The organism is Fictibacillus nanhaiensis, assembly GCF_036213205.1.
GTDB lineage: Bacteria > Bacillota > Bacilli > Bacillales > Fictibacillaceae > Fictibacillus > Fictibacillus nanhaiensis_E.
Map to the genome: position 1 here is coordinate 76,886 of NZ_JARMFC010000005.1, position 19,972 is coordinate 96,857.

The 19,972-nt window shown below is 37.9% G+C and carries 25 protein-coding genes and 1 tRNA gene; 10 read left to right on the forward strand and 16 right to left on the reverse strand.

Features of this window, described 5'->3' with window-relative positions; translation table 11 throughout:
* Positions 1–45: 45 nt before the first annotated feature.
* Positions 46–255: a DNA-dependent RNA polymerase subunit epsilon gene (locus tag P4V41_RS04845; protein ID WP_328083658.1), complete on the forward strand. Its 210-nt coding sequence runs from the start codon at positions 46–48 to the stop codon at positions 253–255.
* A gap of 3 nt (positions 256–258) precedes the next feature.
* Positions 259–1,929 carry a ribonuclease J1 gene (rnjA, locus tag P4V41_RS04850; RefSeq protein WP_328083660.1) on the forward strand — a complete coding sequence of 557 codons (1,671 nt, stop codon included), beginning with the start codon at positions 259–261 and terminating at the stop codon, positions 1,927–1,929.
* 44 nt (positions 1,930–1,973) lie between these two features.
* Here rnjA and P4V41_RS04855 read toward each other — a convergent pair whose 3' ends face one another.
* Both P4V41_RS04855 and P4V41_RS04860 read right to left on the reverse strand, forming a co-directional pair.
* Positions 1,974–2,639 (reverse strand): TrkA family potassium uptake protein, encoded by a 666-nt coding sequence (locus P4V41_RS04855; protein WP_328083662.1) that lies wholly within the window; start codon positions 2,637–2,639, stop codon positions 1,974–1,976.
* Between the two features lie 175 nt (positions 2,640–2,814).
* Positions 2,815–3,357, reverse strand: a complete 543-nt coding sequence (locus P4V41_RS04860; protein ID WP_066393264.1) for a peroxiredoxin — start codon at positions 3,355–3,357, stop codon at positions 2,815–2,817.
* Positions 3,358–3,608: 251 nt separating this feature from the next.
* On the opposite strand from P4V41_RS04860, the gene P4V41_RS04865 reads away from it, so the two are divergent.
* Positions 3,609–3,812, forward strand: a complete 204-nt coding sequence (locus P4V41_RS04865; protein WP_328083663.1) for a ChaB family protein — start codon at positions 3,609–3,611, stop codon at positions 3,810–3,812.
* Positions 3,813–3,820: 8 nt separating this feature from the next.
* Here P4V41_RS04865 and P4V41_RS04870 read toward each other — a convergent pair whose 3' ends face one another.
* From P4V41_RS04870 to P4V41_RS04890, 5 genes are all read right to left on the reverse strand, one after another.
* Positions 3,821–5,140 (reverse strand): hemolysin family protein, encoded by a 1,320-nt coding sequence (locus tag P4V41_RS04870; protein WP_328083664.1) that lies wholly within the window; start codon positions 5,138–5,140, stop codon positions 3,821–3,823.
* A gap of 113 nt (positions 5,141–5,253) precedes the next feature.
* The gene (locus P4V41_RS04875; protein ID WP_328083665.1) at positions 5,254–5,499 is read right to left on the reverse strand and encodes a YkuS family protein; all 246 of its coding nucleotides are present in this window, start codon (positions 5,497–5,499) and stop codon (positions 5,254–5,256) included.
* Positions 5,500–5,769: 270 nt separating this feature from the next.
* A complete protein-coding gene (locus tag P4V41_RS04880) occupies positions 5,770–6,894 on the reverse strand; it encodes an N-acetyldiaminopimelate deacetylase (RefSeq protein ID WP_328083666.1) in 1,125 nt (374 codons plus the stop codon).
* A gap of 24 nt (positions 6,895–6,918) precedes the next feature.
* Entirely contained in the window at positions 6,919–7,635 is a 717-nt protein-coding gene (gene dapD / locus P4V41_RS04885) for a 2,3,4,5-tetrahydropyridine-2,6-dicarboxylate N-acetyltransferase (protein ID WP_328083667.1), read from the reverse strand.
* A gap of 69 nt (positions 7,636–7,704) precedes the next feature.
* A complete protein-coding gene (locus P4V41_RS04890; RefSeq protein ID WP_328084029.1) occupies positions 7,705–8,574 on the reverse strand; it encodes a LysR family transcriptional regulator in 870 nt (289 codons plus the stop codon).
* 116 nt (positions 8,575–8,690) lie between these two features.
* Between P4V41_RS04890 and P4V41_RS04895 the strand changes: the two genes are divergently transcribed.
* Positions 8,691–9,431 (forward strand): sulfite exporter TauE/SafE family protein, encoded by a 741-nt coding sequence (locus tag P4V41_RS04895; protein WP_328083668.1) that lies wholly within the window; start codon positions 8,691–8,693, stop codon positions 9,429–9,431.
* A gap of 5 nt (positions 9,432–9,436) precedes the next feature.
* Complete coding sequence (locus P4V41_RS04900) at positions 9,437–9,802, forward strand: VOC family protein (RefSeq protein WP_328083669.1); 366 nt, start codon at positions 9,437–9,439, stop codon at positions 9,800–9,802.
* Here P4V41_RS04900 and P4V41_RS04905 read toward each other — a convergent pair.
* The 3 genes from P4V41_RS04905 to P4V41_RS04915 form a co-directional block, all read right to left on the reverse strand.
* Positions 9,794–10,684: a cation diffusion facilitator family transporter gene (locus tag P4V41_RS04905; RefSeq protein ID WP_328083670.1), complete on the reverse strand. Its 891-nt coding sequence runs from the start codon at positions 10,682–10,684 to the stop codon at positions 9,794–9,796. The genes P4V41_RS04900 and P4V41_RS04905 overlap by 9 nt on opposite strands.
* A 92-nt stretch (positions 10,685–10,776) precedes the next feature.
* Positions 10,777–11,523: an SDR family NAD(P)-dependent oxidoreductase gene (locus P4V41_RS04910; RefSeq protein ID WP_328083671.1), complete on the reverse strand. Its 747-nt coding sequence runs from the start codon at positions 11,521–11,523 to the stop codon at positions 10,777–10,779.
* Between the two features lie 122 nt (positions 11,524–11,645).
* Entirely contained in the window at positions 11,646–12,125 is a 480-nt protein-coding gene (locus P4V41_RS04915; protein WP_328083672.1) for a CotD family spore coat protein, read from the reverse strand.
* 176 nt (positions 12,126–12,301) lie between these two features.
* On the opposite strand from P4V41_RS04915, the gene P4V41_RS04920 reads away from it, so the two are divergent.
* Positions 12,302–13,627, forward strand: coding sequence for a short-chain fatty acid transporter (locus tag P4V41_RS04920; RefSeq protein WP_328083674.1), 1,326 nt, complete (start codon positions 12,302–12,304; stop codon positions 13,625–13,627).
* A 64-nt stretch (positions 13,628–13,691) separates the two neighbouring features.
* Here the strand turns inward: P4V41_RS04920 and P4V41_RS04925 are convergent.
* A tRNA-Val gene (locus P4V41_RS04925) sits at positions 13,692–13,767 on the reverse strand.
* A 125-nt stretch (positions 13,768–13,892) separates the two neighbouring features.
* Positions 13,893–14,450: a phosphatidylglycerophosphatase A family protein gene (locus P4V41_RS04930; RefSeq protein ID WP_153238641.1), complete on the reverse strand. Its 558-nt coding sequence runs from the start codon at positions 14,448–14,450 to the stop codon at positions 13,893–13,895.
* A gap of 142 nt (positions 14,451–14,592) precedes the next feature.
* On the opposite strand from P4V41_RS04930, the gene P4V41_RS04935 reads away from it, so the two are divergent.
* The 4 genes from P4V41_RS04935 (at position 14,593) to P4V41_RS04950 (ending at position 17,121) form a co-directional block, all read left to right on the forward strand.
* Positions 14,593–15,324, forward strand: coding sequence for an alpha/beta hydrolase (locus P4V41_RS04935; RefSeq protein WP_328083675.1), 732 nt, complete (start codon positions 14,593–14,595; stop codon positions 15,322–15,324).
* A 59-nt stretch (positions 15,325–15,383) separates the two neighbouring features.
* Positions 15,384–15,899 carry a YjcG family protein gene (locus P4V41_RS04940; protein WP_328083676.1) on the forward strand — a complete coding sequence of 172 codons (516 nt, stop codon included), beginning with the start codon at positions 15,384–15,386 and terminating at the stop codon, positions 15,897–15,899.
* A gap of 5 nt (positions 15,900–15,904) precedes the next feature.
* Positions 15,905–16,339, forward strand: coding sequence for a GNAT family N-acetyltransferase (locus tag P4V41_RS04945; protein WP_328083677.1), 435 nt, complete (start codon positions 15,905–15,907; stop codon positions 16,337–16,339).
* Positions 16,340–16,425: 86 nt separating this feature from the next.
* The gene (locus P4V41_RS04950) at positions 16,426–17,121 is read left to right on the forward strand and encodes a DUF421 domain-containing protein (RefSeq protein ID WP_328083678.1); all 696 of its coding nucleotides are present in this window, start codon (positions 16,426–16,428) and stop codon (positions 17,119–17,121) included.
* On the opposite strand, the gene P4V41_RS04955 is transcribed toward P4V41_RS04950, so the two are convergent.
* The 4 genes from P4V41_RS04955 to P4V41_RS04970 all read right to left on the reverse strand — a co-directional run bounded on the left by P4V41_RS04955 (position 17,093) and on the right by P4V41_RS04970 (position 19,918).
* Positions 17,093–18,007, reverse strand: coding sequence for an MBL fold metallo-hydrolase (locus P4V41_RS04955; protein WP_328083679.1), 915 nt, complete (start codon positions 18,005–18,007; stop codon positions 17,093–17,095). The two genes, P4V41_RS04950 and P4V41_RS04955, sit on opposite strands and share 29 nt — an antisense overlap.
* Positions 18,008–18,232: 225 nt before the next feature.
* Positions 18,233–18,460, reverse strand: a complete 228-nt coding sequence (locus P4V41_RS04960) for a hypothetical protein (RefSeq protein WP_328083680.1) — start codon at positions 18,458–18,460, stop codon at positions 18,233–18,235.
* 129 nt (positions 18,461–18,589) lie between these two features.
* Positions 18,590–18,967: a hypothetical protein gene (locus tag P4V41_RS04965; protein ID WP_328083681.1), complete on the reverse strand. Its 378-nt coding sequence runs from the start codon at positions 18,965–18,967 to the stop codon at positions 18,590–18,592.
* A 63-nt stretch (positions 18,968–19,030) separates the two neighbouring features.
* Positions 19,031–19,918 (reverse strand): hypothetical protein, encoded by an 888-nt coding sequence (locus P4V41_RS04970; RefSeq protein ID WP_328083682.1) that lies wholly within the window; start codon positions 19,916–19,918, stop codon positions 19,031–19,033.
* Between the last annotated feature and the right edge of the window lie 54 nt (positions 19,919–19,972).

Genomic DNA, 19,972 nt, shown 5'->3' on the forward strand with positions numbered 1-19,972 from the left:
GACGAAGAAACTCAAAAACTAAAGACCGGTAAGGAGACATGAAATATGATTTACAAAGTATTTTTTCAAACTAGCTTAACAGAGGTTCCTGTTCGTGAACACACTCAAACAGTATACGTAGAAGCAGAAACGATCAACGATGTACGTAAAAAGCTTGCTGATCGCAAATACAATATTGAGTACATACAAGAAATTAACGGTAAATTTCTTGAGTATGAAAAAGACACGAATTCATTGAAATTGGAGAATGTATAATTTATGAAATTTGTAAAAAATCATCAAGCCGCCGTTTTTGCTCTTGGTGGCCTAGGAGAAATCGGTAAAAATACGTATGCCGTTCAATTTCAAGATGAGATTATCCTTATCGATGCAGGAATTAAATTTCCAGAAGATGAACTCCTGGGAATTGATTACGTAATACCAGATTACACGTATCTTGTTAAGAACGAAGAAAAGATCAAAGGCTTATTTATCACACATGGACACGAAGATCATATTGGCGGTATTCCTTATCTTTTAAGACAAGTGAACATCCCTATCTATGGTGGTAAACTCGCGCTTGCTCTGATTAAGAACAAGCTAGAAGAACACGGTTTGCTTCGTCGTGCACAATTACATGAAATCACTGAGGACGATGTGATTAAATTCCGCAAAACATCAGTAAGTTTCTTTAGAACAACTCACAGTATTCCAGATTCATATGGATTAGTAGTAAAAACACCACCAGGTAACATCGTTCATACAGGTGACTTTAAGTTTGATTTCACTCCTGTTGGTGAACCTGCTAACTTAACAAAAATGGCTGAAATCGGAAAAGAAGGTGTACTCTGCTTACTTTCTGATTCAACAAACAGTGAAGTTCCTGGATTTACACTTTCTGAGAGACGAGTCGGCGAAAGCATTCAAGACATCTTCAGAAAAATGGAAGGCCGTGTAATCTTTGCTACTTTTGCTTCGAACATTCATAGATTGCAGCAAGTAGTTGAAGCTTCTGTTGCAAACAATAGAAAGATTGCTGTGTTTGGTCGCAGTATGGATTCCGCCATTACCGTTGGACAAGAGCTCGGATTCATTAAAGCACCTAAAAATACGTTTGTTGATGCTAATCAGATCAACCGTCTGCCCGATAACCAAGTTACGATTTTATGTACAGGTAGCCAAGGTGAACCAATGGCCGCTCTCTCAAGAATCGCCAATGGGACACATAGACAGATTCAAATCATCCCTGGAGACACGGTTGTCTTCTCATCCTCACCGATTCCAGGTAATGCATTAAGCGTTAGTAAGACGATCAACCAGTTGTACCGTGCAGGTGCAGAAGTGATTCATGGATCTTTAAACGATATCCATACTTCCGGTCATGGTGGACAACAAGAACAAAAGCTGATGTTACGTCTTATGAAGCCTAAATTCTTTATGCCGATTCATGGTGAATATAGAATGCTTAAGATGCATACGAAGCTTGCTTCTGATTGTGATGTTCCTTCTCAGAATTCATTTGTAATGGATAATGGCGAAGTCTTAGCTCTTTCACAAAATGAAGCTATGGTCGCAGGAAAGATTCCTTCAGGTTCGGTCTATGTAGATGGTAGTGGAATTGGTGATATCGGGAACATCGTACTTCGAGATCGAAAAATTCTCTCAGAAGAAGGTCTTGTAGTCGTTGTCGTAAGCATGGACATGAAAGAGTTTAAAATAGAAGCAGGACCTGATATCATTTCACGAGGTTTTGTTTATATGCGTGAGTCTGGAGACTTGATTCACGATGCTCAAAGTCTTCTTAGCAAACATTTAGAAACGATCATGAACGAGAAAAGAACCACACAGTGGTCTGAGATCAAGAATGAAATCACAGATACGTTGGCTCCTTTCTTATATGAAAAAACAAAGAGACGTCCAATGATCCTTCCTATCATCATGGAAATTTAGTTTTCAAAGTAAAAACCGTTCCCTTTTCAAGGGTAACGGTTTTTTTATTCTTCATTAGCCATTTGTTTTTCTAATCGATTGATGTCCTTATCTCCACCGATTACAATCAATACATCTCCTTGGTGAATATTTTGATCAGCTTGTGGAGAAACGAAGATGTCTTTTCCTCTTTTAACAGCTACAACGTTACAGCCATACTTTGCCCGAATGTCTAACTCAATCAAAGTTTTATTGTTCATCTTCTTACTTGCTACCAATTCAACGATGCTATGTTCATCGGATAGTTCTAAATAATCAAGAACATTATTAGAGACGATTTGATGAGCAATTCTAACACCCATGTCTCGCTCAGGGTGAATAATTTTATCTGCTCCAATCTTTCTTAACACCTTTTCATGGTAATCATTTTGAGCTTTAACCGTAATCTTTTCTACACCCATCTCTTTTAAAATCAGTGTTGTAAGAATGGACGACTGAAGATTGTCACCAATTGCTACCACTACATGCTGAAAATTTCTTATTCCAAGACTTTTCAATACACCTTCATCTGTAGAATCTGCAATTACAGCGTGTGTAACAACGTTTGAAAACTCATTCACGCGATCTTCATCAATATCAATCGCTAGAACTTCCATTCCTTGATCGGCCAATGCTTTACACATACTACCGCCAAAACGACCTAGTCCGATTACAGCATATTGCTTTTTCAAAGTCACTCACTCCAATCTCTCGCGGTATAGCCTTATTTTACCACATTATTTGTTGATCAATATCTAACTAATACCTCTTATGTAAAAATACAGAATATGTTCGCGTTTTCATTATTTATTACAAAAATAACCCAAGAACAACGTCTTGGGTTATGGAATGTAAACTATTTAACGATTAAAGAGTCTTTTGACCAGGCTTCCAGTTTGCCGGGCAAAGTCCACCAGTTTGAAGTGCTTGTAGTACACGCAATGTTTCATCAACATCACGGCCAATGTTGTTATGGTTAACAACAGAGTACATTAACTCACCCTCTGGAGAGATGATGAATAAACCACGAAGAGCAATACCTTCTTCTTCGATTAATACACCATAATCACGAGCTACAGTGTGGTTAGTATCAGCTGCTAGAGAATATTTTAACTCACCAAGACCATTCATATCACGTGGTGTGTTAATCCAAGCTTTGTGAGTGTGGATTGTATCTGTAGAAACACCAATTACATCAGCATCTAAATCTTCGAACTCGTCAAAACGATCGCTAAGTGATGTAATTTCTGTAGGACAAACGAAAGTGAAGTCCATCGGATAGAAGAAAAGAACAGTCCACTTGTCGTTCTTCATGTTTTCTTCTAAGCTAACTTTTCCAAATTCTTTGTTTGGTAATACTGCATCCATTTCAAATCTAGGTGCTTGTTTTGCTACCATACGTTCTGCCATAGGTGTAAATCCCTCCAAAAAAACTGTTTTATTTACATGGGTAATTATAGTACAGTCCTTATTTTTAGTCAATGTTAAATAATAATTAATTTAAATAAGGAAAGTTGTTCCCACTTCTTAATTTCTCCTTAATCATAGCAACTTAAACTAAAAATGTGAAATTATCCGCTCATTTAAGGTAGTTTTCATTCTCAATAAAGAGTTTATATTGAGGAATCGCGGGAACTATTTATCGTAAAGGAGGTGTAAATATGCCGTATGATTCACTTAAAGATCTTCCTGAAGGAGTAAGAGAGCATCTCCCCCACCACGGTCAAGAAATCTATAAAGAGGCATTTAATTCTGCACTCCAAGAGTACAAGGAAGAAGAAACAGCCCATAAGGTAGCATGGAGCGCCGTCAAACACAAATACGTAAAAACAGCAAACGGAAAATGGAAAAGCAAAGACTCCTAAAACATCGTTTAGGAGTCTTTATCTGTAACAGAACCTTCTTCTTCTGATATTTTTTCAATCCCGATTTTTTTTATTTGTTTCCCATCCAGTTCTAAAATCGTAAAACGATAACTCTCGTAATTAAACGAGTGATGGGTTTCTAAATCAACTGATCTTGTTAGAACCCACCCTCCAATTGTATCGATTTCACTGTTATCAATATCTAATGCGAATAATTCATTTATTTGAGAGATAAGCACTTTTCCATCCACAATTGTTTGATTTTGATCAACCCGTTGAATCTCTGGTTCTTCGTCGACATCAAATTCATCTCGTATTTCCCCAACGATCTCTTCCAAAATATCTTCAACTGTTACAATTCCGGCAGTTCCTCCGTACTCGTCTACGAGCACCGCCATATGCGTCTGATCTTTTTGCATTTTGACTAGAAGTTTTTGAATTGGAATAGATTCATGGACGGTAATAATGGGACGAATATAATTATTTAGATCAAAATTTTCTTTGCTAAAGTTTTCGTTAAAGAACTCCTTTATGTTTACAATACCTACAATATGATCCTTATCATCATGGCCAACTGGATATCTTGTGAATTTTTCTTCGCGCATGATCGCCATATTTTGTTCACACGTATTCTCTAAGAATAAACATACCATTTCAGTTCGAGGAATCATAATCTCTTTTGCTACACGGTCGTCAAATTCAAAAATTCTGTTCACATAACGGTATTCTGATTGATTGATCTCTCCACCCTGTAAACTTTCTGAAAGGATAAGACGTAACTCTTCTTCCGTATGTACGACCTCATGTTCGCTAGCTGGGCTAATACCAAAGACTCGTGTCAGAAGATTAGCTGAACCATTTAGTAAGAATATAAAGGGATACATCACCTTATAAAACAGGATAATTGGTTTTGCAGTAGCCAATGAAACCATTTCAGCTTTTTGAATCGCAACTGTTTTAGGTGCCAATTCGCCTAGTACCACGTGTAAGAACGTAATTAGGAAAAAGGCGATTGAAAACGAGAGAGTATGGGTTAGTCCTTCATTCAAACCAGCATTTTCAAATAATGGCCTTAAAAAGATCTCAACAGTCGGTTCACCCAACCAACCGAGACCTAGTGCTGTAATGGTAATCCCTAACTGACATGCTGACAAATAGCCGTCAAGATTGCCGATTACTTTTTGTGCCGCAATCGCTTTACTATTACCTTCGGAAGCTAAATGGTCTATTCGCGTCCTACGTACTTTAACAATGGCAAATTCAGTGACTACAAAAAATGCGGTTAATACGATAAGTAAAATAATCATGATTACATTAAAGATTGGCATATAGACCTCCCCATCTGCTGCTAAACAACATTTTTTATGATTGGTCAATTAATTCCCTGTTAAAACGTGCGTTAAACAGAAATAAAGGGGCAGCATGGCTGTCCCCAGGAGTGTTATGCTTGTAATCTGCTTTCAACAGCCTGACATATTTCATCTGCTGACATACCATGAGCGTTTAATACAGATCCTTGTGTTGCTGCATTTTGAATGCCCATAACGTTCTGATCCTGTCCGGAAATTACACAGCAATCACAGCCGTTAGCGTCTTGTTCTTGTCGAAGCTCTACTACATCATGTCCCATTGAACGTAAAGCATCTGAAACGTTTGATAAAGATTGTTCTACACCAATTCTAGCCATATTCCCACCTCCTTACCATTCTTAATATTTCCAACTCATAATGGGAATATGTAAATCGCAATTGAAGTGTTTCTCTAAGCACATATGTCGATATATGATGAAACGTGTCGATTCGTGGATAAATCATAAAAACTTGTGGATTGAGCACCGAAACTTGTGGATTGAGCACCGAAACTTGTGGATTGATGTTAACTTTCTGTGGACTTTTCCCCACATAACCTTTCACACATTTAAAAAAACAAAAAAAAAACGGCCACAGTGACCGTTTTCCTAAATTCTATTCCCTTTAAAGATGAAATATTGAACTAAAAGATCTACCGCATGCTCAATCGCTTCTTCTTGCGGCTTTAATTTTGAATGATGAAGACCGTATGGGGTATCAACTCCTAGCCAGAACATGAAACCAGGAATTTTCTCTAAGAAATATCCATAGTCTTCCCCTGTCATAGCTTCTTTGCATTCAATTAGATTCACAGTTCCTTGCTGTTTAGCGAAGTCCATGAATTCTTTAGTTAAGATTGGCTCGTTATCTACTTGGCGATAATTAGAACCGTAATCAATCACCGTCTCACATTCAAATCCATGAGAAATACCTTCAACCAACGCTTCGATTCTCTTTTTAACCTTATCCATTGCTTCTGGAGATAAAGTTCGAATAGTGCCTTCGAGTCTTGCTTTTTCGGCAATAATATTTTGTTTCGTTCCACCAGTGATCTTGCCGATAGTAACAACGCTTGAATCCAGTGGATCAATATTTCGTGATACGATCGACTGCATCTGTGTTACAAGATGGCTTGCTGCGACTACCATGTCATTACTTAAATGCGGATAAGCAGCATGGCCGCCTTTTCCGATCAGATCAATAAAAAGTTCGGATGTATTTGCAAATAACAAACCTTCTTTTACAGCTATCGTGCCGACCGGATATTCCGGAGCAATGTGAAGCGCGGTGATCATGTCAGGTTTCAACTGCTGAAACAGCTCGCTCTCTCGCATCGGAAGAGCTCCCCCTGGTCCTTCTTCAGCAGGCTGAAAGATAAATAACAGATGGTCATCTATTGGGTTCTCTGCAAAATGAGACAATAAACCGATGGCAATCGTCATATGAAGATCGTGTCCGCAGGCATGCATCATTCCTTCATGAAGAGATGAAAACTCATAGCCGGTTTCTTCACTGATAGGTAGACCATCCATATCTGTTCGATAAGCTATCGTTTTAGATGGATCTCTTCCGATTACTTTGACATATATGCCCGTTTTCCACGTATGAATTTCTAGATGATTCTGAGGAAAGGTGGAGATGAGATCAAGGATATATCTCTGAGTTTTAAACTCTAAAAATCCTGGCTCCGGTATGCGGTGCAAGTCTTTTCTTATCTCAAGCAACGATTTCATCTTCTCTCATCCCCTACACTAAAATTAGTCGTTTAACTGACGAAGCTCTTGTCTGATTTCTGTTTTTGATTTTGTTTTTTCGTCGATTTTCTTTAATACACGAGCTGGAGTTCCGCCGACAACAGTGTATGGTTCTACATCTTCGATCACAATGGCACCTGCTGCAACGACTGCGCCCTTACCTACTGTAACACCTTCAAGAACCACTACGTTAGCTCCAATGACTACATCATCTTCTACAACAACTGGCTTTGCTGAAGGTGGTTCGATTACACCTGCAAGCACAGTTCCTGCACCGATGTGGCAGTTCTTTCCTACAGTAGCTCGTCCTCCAAGTACTACGTTCATATCAATCATCGTTCCTTCACCGATTACTGCTCCAATGTTAATAGAAGCACCCATCATGATTACGGCATTGTCACCGATCTCAACTTGGTCACGAATGATCGCACCTGGTTCAATACGAGCTTTAATGTTTTTCATATCTAACAATGGAATCGCCGAGTTGCGACGATCATTTTCAATCACGTAGTCATCAATGTTGCTTTCGTTTGCTTTTAGAGCAGCTTCAATATCTTTCCACTCGCCGAATAAAACAGCCGTGTTGCCTGAAGGGAACACTTTCGTTTCTTGGCCAAAATCGATATTTTCAAGATTTCCTTTTACGTAAACTTTTACAGGTGTAGATTTTGTAGCGTTTTGGATAAATGAGATAATTTCGTTTGCATCCATCATTTTCATGTTTGGTAGTTCCTCCTTAAAAGTCATTCTGTATTGTATTAAACCACTAAATATAGAAAGATTCAAACCTTATTCATTCGTTAGTTTTTGAATCAAATCCATAAACACATTCACTTGTTTTAGTTCCGATCCTGTACCGTGATGAATGAGCCAAGTGTCCCGTTTAATGGCATTACCCTTTTTATCTGTTAATGGAATCTTATAAATATCGTCCTCTGGCCGAAGACTGATCGATGGGAGAATCGCATAACCAATTCCATTTAGAGCCATCTGCTTACACGTTTCGATCTGATCAACAACGATCGTTTTTTGTGGTGTCGTCTTAAAATGAGTATGCCACCAGTCTTGGATTTCTTGGTAATACGTTGAGTGACTTTTAAATTGTATAAACGGCTTACTAGTATCAGATAGTTCATCAATGGTTGAGATTGTCGTGTCGACCAAATATAAATGATCAGATAATATATGTTCTTTACTTCCACGCCACTCGGGGTTGCCTCTAACAATGCCAAGATGTATTTTGTCTTCGTACAAATGCTTTATGATCTCAGAGCTCCATCCCGTTATAAGTGAAATGTTTACATGGGGGTATAGATTTACATATTCTTTTAAAACATGGGGCAGCCAGTACTGGCCGATGATAGAAGCTACCGCAAGCTTCAACGTTCCGTGAACGTGTTCTGAGAGGGATTGTAGTTCTTCTTTTACAAGCTCCTCTTTCTGAAGAACTTCCGTCACAAAAGCTAGAATCTTTTCTCCAGAAGGAGTTAAATTCAATCCCTTTTGAGAACGAATAAAAATGATGGTACCCCAATTATTTTCTATCGTTTGAAGTCGCTGACTAAGAGCTGGTTGAGATACATAAAGCCGCTCAGATGCTTTCCTCATGTTTAATTCTTCAGCAAGAACTTTTAAAATACGAAACTCAGATAACTGCATCATTTCTCCTTCTTTTTCTATGATAAGTTTTACTTATTGAAAAATATCTAATTTATGTAATTTATTTTAAGTATACCTTAACATAGGATAGATATGTAAAGTGAAAATGAAAGGATGTGAAAACACTGTATATCCTCATATTCGTCGGGTTTATTGCAACTTTTATCGGCACCCTTTCTGGAAGTGGCGGCATGATTAATTTTCCGATCATGTTATTGTTAGGAGTTCCCGTCCACTCAGCAATCGCAGCGAATAAATTTGCCAATATGTTTAGTTCGTTTTCTAGCTTTTTTATCCTAATCAGAAAAAATGATACGAAACTTACCCCTTATTTAATCTCAGGCGTTATCAGTTTACTAGGAGGAATAGCGGGCGGTTTGACAGCTTCCTCAATCTCTAGAGAAAACTTAACAATTATTGCTCTTTTCTTACTCACAGGTGCACTCTTCTTAACCTTTTTAAAAACAAAAAAAGAAGCAGATCCTAACCATGAGATCAAACAGCTCCCACCAAGTAAATATCCTTACCTATTTGGTATCGGAGCTTATGACGGTTTATTCGGACCAGGTCAAGGGACCTTACAGATGCAGCTATTTTTACGAAACGGATTTACCTATATAAGAACCGTTTCGTTTACACGATTTAATACGTTCTTAAGCTGTACAGGGGCTGTATTCACTTATTTATGGGCTGGTCATTATATGTGGAGTGTGGCCATACCGCTTACGATTGGAAGTATTTGCGGAGCACAAGCTGCTGTTAAGCTTGCACCTCGATTAAGAACAAAACAAGTTACAATCCTCATGCGGACTGTAACTGTTCTGCTTATTCTTCAATTAATCATTCAATGGAGGTAACAAACATGAAAATAACAGGCATTCATCATGTCCAAATATGTATACCGAGAGGCAAGGAAGATGAAGCTAGAGCTTTTTATAGTGGTCTGCTTCAACTTCAAGAAATTTCAAAACCAGAAGCTCTTCGAAAAAATGGTGGTATGTGGTTCCAATTCGGTCATCAGCAACTTCACATCGGAGTGGAAGATCAGGTCTACAAAGGTAAACATCATCCAGCATTTTTAGTTGATGATCTCTCAACCTTCCATGATCACTTGGCTATTCACCAAATACAGATACAAGAAGAACTGCCGATTCCGGGGTTTAAACGTTTTACGATACGAGATCCCTTCGAAAATCGGATAGAATTCATTCAGCCTTCTTCACTTTAATGGGTTACCTTTGTGTTTCCCGTCCTCTGGTTCAACGTGCACTTGTATACTTTCAACATTGTAAGCTTCTTTAATGGTGTCTTCTATCTTTTCTGTGATCTCATGACTCTCCACTACATTTAGGGAAGGATCAACTTTAATCGTAACATCAATAATAGCTCGATTACCGTGTTTTCGAGCTTTCAGGTCTCCCACATTTTCTACACCTTCAACATCTAGAATCTTGTGCTCCATTTCTTTGCCTTCTTCATAATCAAAGCCATCTGAGAGGTTATGGGAGGTTTCAGTAAAAATCTCCCACCCTGTTTTAATGATGATTAGGCCAACAAGAACTGCTGCTGCAGGATCTAACCACGGCAAACCGATCTGAGCACCAAGAATTCCAACTGCTGCTCCAATACTGACAAATGCGTCTGAACGGTTATCAAGAGCGGCTGCTTTTAGCCCTTGACTGTCTGTTTCTTTTGCTATTTTTATATTATATAAATAAACAATTATCATCACGGCTGCACCGAACAGAGCGATCAAAGCAGCCGTAAGAGAAGGCTCGGTTTCCACTCCTCTAAACATCTTCTTGATGGACGAAATCAACACTTCAATACCAATAACTACCATAATAAAGGAAGCAACCATTGATGCGATCGTTTCTGCACGCAAGTGCCCATAAGGATGGTCTTCATCTGCTGGTTTTCTAGAAATTTTCAGACCGATTAATACTGCTATAGAAGCGATTATATCTGTAGCATTGTTTAATCCGTCCGCAACTAATGCATCAGAACTATAAAAAATACCTGACACAAGTTTAACAATGGATAGAAAAATATATGCTCCTAAACTAAGATAAACACCGCGTTCCACTCTTTTTTGCTGATCAGATTGCATTCTCTATTCTCCTTCAATTAAATAATACCTTTTACATCATAAAGAATGGTTTCTGGGTGGGTCTAGAGCAATCTTTTTCCCTAAAGGAAACATTAATGTTCATAGACCATTTTTCTTGTCATCCCGCCATCAATTGTAATATTTTCTCCTGTTATAAAATTATTGTCAGACTGCGCTAAAAATAAGCATGCTCGTGAAATATCGGATGGCATGCCCACTCTTTTCGAGAGATGCTGCTCATGATCAATTTCACGCAGCTCCTTATAATCTCCTGTATGAATCCAGCCGGGGCTAATAGAATTTACGGTAATAAAATCTTCAGAGAACGATGCAGCTAAGGCGTGAGTTAAAGCAACAATTCCGCCTTTAGTCGCTGCGTAAGCTTCAGAGTGTGGTTCGGACATAAAAGCTCTTGTGGACGCCATATTAATGATAGAACCTCCACCAGATGTAGACATGTACTTTGCTACTTCTCTTGAAAAAAGAAATACGCTTCTTAGGTTAGTGTTTAATATGTCATCCCATTCATCAACTGATAAATCATATGGCGATTTCCATTTTGAAAGACCCGCATTATTGATCAAACAATGAATATCACCCAATTTATCATGTGTTTCAGCAACTGCGTGTATGATCTCATTCGGATTCTTAACGTCACATGTTATAGCGATTGCTTTCTCTTGAATCGTTGTAACTTCATACAAGGTTGATTCAAGTTCATTCTTATCGAAATCTATTAATGAAGGGATATAACCCGCTCTGGCAAAATCGATTGCAATTTGCTTTCCTATCCCCGTCGCTGCTCCTGTAATGATTACCACTTTTGTAACACTGCTCATTTTACGTAACCTCCAAAATATAATATGTACTATTCTATTCATTCCCTATACGGTTTTATTTTCACACAAATTCCTTGAAAAAAAGAAAAGAAAAACTGCCGACAATGTCGACAGCTTCACTATTACTTCTTTCTCCAAGGACCGCATGGGCCACATGGAGGCGGGCATGGTGGGGGACAAGGTGCCATGATTGGTTGGACCGTTCCATAAAGGTTTTGCTGCGTTGCTTGGTTTAATACGTTCGTGTTCTGTGGGAAGTAATGTACATATTTGTAGTTCATCTGATTGACTTGAGTCGTTTGAGTTGGATGAATCATCGGAACATATACATCTTGTTGATTATATTGAACTTGTTGATTCGTAGGACTAAACTGTGCAGGCAAAACTTGTGGAGGATAATATTGAGACGGTGAAACAGCTGGGTATCCACTTCCACCCATCTGAGGCATTTGTTGCATAGCTCCCATCGTAGGTCCCATCTGTCCCATAGCTCCCATCGTAGGTCCCATCTGACCCATTGCTCCCATTGTAGGTCCCATCTGACCCATGTTAGGAACCATTCCCTTTTTGGCAAAAATGCCAGGGCGTTTAAATAAAGCCAAAAAAATGTTCTCCTTTCAAAAACCTTAAATCCTATTTCTCTATATTTTATGTAGGACGACTTAAAAAGTTCGTCCATTTATCAATAAGTATTAAAAGGATTTTGTAGATTTTAAATCGAACTGTACTTGAAATACATAATATCTAAATAACATTAATGAGGAGAGGAAGAAGAAAGTTGAAACTACTAATTTCGTTTTCAAACAGATTTATGCAAAGGTACATGCCCGATCCCTTTTTGTTGGTTATCTTACTGACGTTCTTCGTTTGTGGTCTAGCTCTATTTGCTACAGATAGCACCCCGGTGCAAATCGTCAATTATTGGGGTACAGGTTTTTGGAGTTTACTAACGTTTTCCATGCAAATGGTGTTAATTTTAGTAACCGGTCACGTGATGGCAAGCTCACCTCTTTTTAAGAAACTATTGAGCTCTTTAGCAAAATTACCAAAAACACCAGGACAAGCTATCATACTCGTAACGTTAGTCGCACTCGTTGCATGCTGGATCAATTGGGGATTCGGTTTAATAATAGGTGCTTTATTCGCGAAGGAGATCGCGATAAAAGTAAAAGGAGTGGACTATCGATTATTAATCGCAAGTGCTTATAGTGGTTTTATCATATGGAGTGGAGGTCTATCAGGTTCTGTAGTTTTAACAATCGCTACACCGGGACATTTTACCGAAAATATTATGGGCGTTGTTCCAACGAGTGAAACAATCTTTTCATCTTTCAACTTTATTATTCTAGCAGGCTTATTTGTATTGGTACCGATCATCAACAGATTAATGGTCCCTCCGAGTGAAAAAGCATTTGTAATCGATCCCGCTTTGTTAGAAGGAAAAGATTCTCTTGAAGCAGCAAGTAAAGAAGAAAACCTTCAAACACCTGCTGATCGACTTGAAAATAGTCAGTTATTATCCATCCTCATAGGGCTATTAGGAATCTCATATCTATTTTATTATTTCACGAAAAATGGGTTTTCCTTAAATCTGGATATCGTAAACTTTTTATTCCTATTTATCGGTATCATCTTACATAAAACACCACTTTTATTTTTGAGAGCGGTTACGGACGCTGTAAAAAATGCGAGCGGCATTATTATTCAGTTCCCTTTTTATGCAGGACTTATGGGTATCGTAACTTCATCAGGACTAGTGGCTGTTCTATCCAATTTGCTTATATCCTTTTCAAACGAACATACTTTTCATTTATTTACTTTATGGAGTGCAGGTCTCGTTAACTTTTTTGTTCCTTCAGGCGGTGGACAATGGGCGGTTCAAGGACCTGTTATGTTAGAAGCGGCACAGAACTTAGGCGTCTCTTTATCAAAAACTGCAATGGCAGTGGCTTGGGGTGATGCATGGACAAACATGATCCAACCTTTTTATGCACTTCCCGCTTTAGCTATTGCTGGATTAAAAGCAAAAGACATTATGGGTTACGGTCTTGTTATGATGATCATTACAGGGGTCTTTATTTCTGGAGTGTTTTTGCTGCTGTAATATTTAATAATAAATGAGTGAACAAAAAACCTCCTTATCGCTAAGGAGGTTTACTTATTATGTATGGTGACTCGAGAGGGGTTCGAACCCCCGACCTCTACCCTGTCAAGGTAGCGCTCTCCCAGCTGAGCTATCGAATCAGTCTCTTTTTCTAACAAAATTTATTATATATGCTTTTTAAGAGATTTGACAACCCTTTTTTTGGACCTCTCAAGGAAAATCAAAAAAGACATCTTCAATGGATGAAATGTCTTTTTTGATTTTGTTATCCGATCTTCTCTTCTTCATCACGCATTTTTATCTCTTCTGTATCTAAACGCTCCTGCTTATCTCGAAGTCTGTGTGCGAGTCGGCTAGAGGCGTTCGCAGCAATACTAGCAACAAGGTCATCTAAAAATGTATGCACTTTACCATTTGCTATCTTTGTATCTAATTTTTGTATAATACCCATCTTAAATTTATCGAGGTGACCAAAAGTTGTAACAGCTATGGATCCATATCCGAATACAGCACCAAGTGCGATTGTTTCATCAACTCCAAACAACCCTTCATCTTGTTCAACGATACTTTGAAGAGGTTCAGATAATTTCCTTTGTTCAGCAAGTATATCAAGTTCTACTCCGACAAGAATAGCATGCTGAATCTCACGCTTCATGAGAACAGCATCGACGCTCTCTATACATTCTTCTTTCGTTAAGCCAGGTGAAAATGGTATCTGCATTTCATAAACAATCTCAGCGATTTCAGGAATTGTGACGCCTCTTTCATTCAAAAGTCTTCTTGCAGCTGCTTCAACTTCTCGACTGTGCACTCTATTATTCAACAGACTTCACCTCTTCTTAATGTTCGATCTCTATTGTGCAAAACGAATTGATTCTTTCATTATATCATTATGTGATACAATAATACGAGTTGAATGAAAACGCTTATAATTTTAGATCAGTCAGCATAGGAGGTACTTTTTTATGGCCATACTTAAAGGTTCTATTACAGATGATAAAATATACAGCAACTACTTGGATGAGGAAATCGACTTGCTCATCTATTTGCCTTCTAAGTTTACTCCACTCGTAAAATACCCTATTTTAATTGCACAAGATGGCAGAGACTACTTTCAGTTAGGAAAGCTTGCTAAAACCGCCGATCGATTGATGGAAGAAGAAAATTTACAGAGCTGTATCATTGTTGGTGTTAATCATAAAGGGATAGAAGATCGAAAAGCAAAATATGACCCATCAGGAGAAAAGCATGAAAATTACATTCGATTCATGGCTTTCGAACTCACCTCTTACCTTAATGAGAAATTTAACACGCTCCAACTAGGTGCTGGTATGGGGTTGATCGGAGATTCTCTAGGTGGTTACATAGCATTTAAGCTGAGTATTCTGTATCCAAATACGTTTGGAAAAGTTATCGTACAGTCTCCTTACGTTCCTGAGAGCCTTATTGAGACCGTTGAGTCCATAGAGCAGATGCAAACGTTGACCATTTATCATTCAATCGGTGATGAAGAAGAACAGTTTATTAATCCTGAAGGAATAACTAAAGATTTTTTAACTCCAAACAGAAAGCTTAGTAAACTTTTGAACAATTTAGCTCTCGATTATGAATATGCTGAGTTTCAAGGAAATCATCTCTGGGTAAATTGGCAGAAAGACTTAATTCCCGCTTTAAGGTTTCTTTACAGCGACCAGTAACTGTGGGAAATAAATAGAATATTTGGTATACTAGTTCAAAAGATGAGGGAGGAAGAAATATGAAATACGGCATTGCAATTTTTCCATCAAAAAATTTACAAGATAAAGTGAATTCCTACCGAAAGCGTTATGATCCGCATTATGCCCTTATCGCACCTCATATCACACTTAAGGAGCCTTATGAGGCTACCGAGGAAGAAATACAAGAGCATATCTCTTACATTTCATCTGTTGCAAAGAATATAGATCCGTTTTCAATCATGATTAATAAAGTAGGATCTTTCCACCCTGTTAATAATGTTATCTTTTTAAAAGTGAATGAAGCGGATGAGATAAAATCGTTGCATGAGCAGTTATATTCAGGTCCACTTGAACACCAGCAACCATACAACTTCGTACCGCATTTAACACTTGGACAAAAGCTATCGGATGAAGAACATTCGGACGTTCTAGAACGTTTGCGTATGATTGATATTGAACATGAAGAACGTATCGATCGTTTCCAATTGCTCTATCAACTTGATAACGGGTCTTGGACGGTCTATGAAACATTTCGACTTGGAAAAGGAGTTTAACTAGATTGATTAAAACGTATTCAACGAGTGAACAAGGCTTTAAAGATGCTCTAGCTGTTAGAAAAGATGTTTTTGTTCGTGAACAGCAGATTGATGAAAAAGAAGAAATTGACAATAACGAAGATGTCTCCCTGCATTTTGTTCTTTACGACCATGAGAAACCAATTGGTGCAGCTAGGCTTCGTGAAGTAAACGGAGAGGGAAAAGTAGAACGAGTCTGTATATTGTCTTCACATCGAAAAAAGGGATTAGGAGAAGAACTAATGAAAGCAATGGAAGCAGTAGCTATCGAACGTTCTTTACCAAGCCTTATATTATATGCACAAACTCAAGCAGAAGACTTTTATAAAAAACTAGGGTACTTCACAACATCAAAAGAACCCTTTCTAGACGCTAACATCCCACATGTAGCAATGAAAAAAGCATTGAAATCGTCGTAGTGGCGAATTCCATGCTTTTTTGTTTATAACTGTCTAATCTCGTCAAAACTGTACAATAAAACGTTCGTTTGAGGAGACTAAGGTTGATGGACATTCACGTTGGGCAATTGACGACCGAACTTATCATAGGATTTATCGCTCTTTTTTTATTAACAAAAGTATTAGGAAAAACTCAGATCTCACAGATAACGCCATTTGATTTTATATCCTCTATTTTCCTAGGTGAATTAGTTGGTAATGCTATGTATGATGATGAGACTTCTATATTCGTCATCTTATATGCCATTGTGATATGGGGCTCGATGGTTTATGTAGTTGAGATTATTTCTCAAAAATTTAAAGGAACTCGACAGTTTCTAGAAGGTGCGCCTACTATCGTCATTCGAAACGGACTGATTGATCGTGACATGCTTAAAAAGAGTAAATTGGATATCAACCAACTTCAAAACTTAGTTAGGCAAAAAGGGTTTTTTGGACTAAGAGAAGTAGAATATGCCATCCTCGAATCTAATGGATCATTAAGCATATTACCAAAATACCAATACGGCCCTCCAAACAGACAGGATTTGAACCTAAGCTCAGAAGAACAACCTGAACTCCCCGTTACGCTTATACTAGACGGAGAACTTAACCATGATAACCTTTCAACAGCCGGACTCTCAAAAAGTGAATTATACGAGCTTCTACAGAAACAAGGCTACTCCAAAGTGGAAGGTATTGTTTATGCGGAATTCTCAGAAGGTGAACTGTTAGTCATGCCTTGTACGAAGCCGAAAAAATAATCGGCCGTCCGTTTGTAATCTTATACGCCGCACTTCCGTTCTCTAGCAGTTGAATAATATGTGCCGAGATTGCCGTTCGAAATAATGAATATGCCCCTAAGTTGGGAGGTTTAACTTCATATTTCGTCAGCATGACAGCGACTAAATTCTCTAATGATATTCCAGATCTACTTGATTGTATGATCTCCTCAAGTACTGTTGATGTGATGGTTTCATGTATATGTATGTTATCTGAAATTACATTCTGATACTCAGTAACATAACTTCCATGCCCAGGAACCATCCCTTCCACATCGAGCTTCTTGAGCTTTTTTAAGGTTGCCATGTTTTCACTTGCGTCAACGATAAAAGGTATCTTATGCTTCGCGAGTACATCTATACCTAAAAAAGCGTCTGCAGCATATAAAATACCGTGGAATAGAATGCCATGTTGATTATAACTATGACCTGGAAGATGAATAACTTGAACGTCAGAAAATAGTTCTAGACACCCTTGTGAGCATATCTCATCTACACGTATTGCTGGTGCTTCTAAAAATTTATTCCGCATTTCTTTTAACGGGAAATTTCCTTGTGATAAATAGATCGGTTCTAGTAGAGGATTCCTCATGATTGCTTCCTCTATTGCCGGGGCAATTGTATATACATCTTCTTTTTGTTGTATATATTGAGCTCCTCCAAAATGGTCCGCATGTGCATGAGTAATAAACAAATGGGTCAACGGAAGCTTTTCTTTCTGAAGTTGCTTTATCACTTTTTTGGCTGCTGATGTTTCCAAACCAGCATCTATTAACATTCCTTTGCTATTATCATCATTTACGATATACCCAATATTAACGGCACTCTTGAAATAAAAACAGCCCCTCGAAAGTTCAATAAATTCCATAATTAACACTCCAAACCTTTGTGATCATTAATGTATATACTTGTCTACTCTATTACGTATCCTTATTTCTTTAAAAAGGCATCAGCGAGAAGTCGATTGACGTGTACGATGGGTGACTCATAGGGCACCGCACGGCCCCGGAAAGCGAGCGCTTGAAACGTAGCAACCACCTTCTGGTAAAGCATTGTATAAAAATCGTTCTAAACAAAAAAAAGAAACCATCCATCATATGGTTTCGTTAATTATATTCCCTTTACCTTCCATTTCACTTAAGATCTGATCAAAAGAATTTTTCCCTTCAAATGTTAATCTCTTCTTATTCTGAAAAGAGCGTACGTCTTCATTTTGTATTGGAGGAACACTAGCAACAATAGGCAAACCTCTTTCAGCTTTTTCCATCCGACTAGCATATTGCAACTGCTGAATTGGTAGGTACGGCAAGATATAACCCATAGGTATCCTCTCCTTTATCATTACTTCTTTATTTCTTACCCTTTTCCTTCTAAAAATATGTTTTTTTAGTTGGTATTCAAAAAAAAAGAGCACTCTGTTCTGAGTACTCATAGAAAACATTCGGATTGCTTAAATCCAAGGATCATAGTGGCAGCCATTGCTTGAACTTGAACTTGAGCTGGAACTAGAGCTAGAAGAAGATTCATACTTTGAAGAAGACTCATGCTTTGAGCTGGATTCGTGTTTATGACTAGATTCATGTTTAGAAGATGACTCGTGCTTATGGCTAGATTCATGTTTATGACTAGACTCATGTTTATGACTAGACTCATGTTTATGACTAGACTCATGTTTATGACTAGACTCGCATTTGCTAGAGCTTGATTCGCACTCTATCTTCTTCTCATGAATAATAACTTTGTCTGCTTTAATGATTACTTTATCAGCATAAACCTTCTTATGTTTTTTATGCTTCTTCTTCCTTTTACAATAATAACAATCTTCCATGTTTCAACCTCCTCGTATACTACATCATATGCAAGTCTAACGAGTTGGTTATAGGCTGTCTCACTAAAAGTTAATCGCTATATGGTTAACTGCTTTTGTTCGATAGTTTTGTTTATGAAAATATACGAACGCTTCTACCGTAATATTTTCATCGATACCACTCTTAAAAGGAATTTTGAAATCATCCAAAGAAAGTTTGTCACCACTTTTAAACTTGGTTTCACGTAATGGACAGATCCACATCTCTCCCCGTTCTTTTGCTTTTTCCGCCCATTCATTATCCATGTACATCCAAATAGACTGAGTCATTTCTTCCTGTGAAGGTGATGCGATTAATGATATGATTTTCCCTTTTAAAGCACAAGCTTCTGCAGGTTGAAATCGGAAACAAATATAAGGATTTTCCAATGTCTCTGTCCCAGTATTTTCGATAAAGAATGAGCCTCTAATAAACCCCTTCTTATCTTTTGTGAAAATTACCGAATAGTCGAAATAGCACGCACTGTTTAAGCCTTCTTTCTTCTGTGGTTCTGCGTTTTGTTCCGTATCAAGCTCTTCAAGAACCGGTTCAGACGTACGATTTAAGTTAATCCTTTTTTCCATACTTTTGATGCGCTGTTGATACAGATTGATCTGTTGATCTTTATCGTTCATTTCATCTTGAATACTTTTTAATAATTCTTCATAACTCTGCATTCTTTTTTCCATTTCATGTTCTTCTAACCGTTTTAGTTTTCTTGTAAGTTCTTCAACTTGTTTTCTTAATCCTTGGAGTTCTTTCTCATTCTCTTCGATTATTTTAAGGGATCGATCATTATTCGTTTCACTTTCCAGCTTTTCTATGGTTTCTTCAGCAAATACAAGCTTCTTTTCAAGATCAAGTGCCTTATCTTTGTAATAATCAACTCTAGAAATGAGCCGCTCATAACTTAATTTATCCTTCGTCCCCATGCATCTTCCCCCTTGCATAATTAGGCTCTTTCCCTATTGTATGTAAGCCATAAC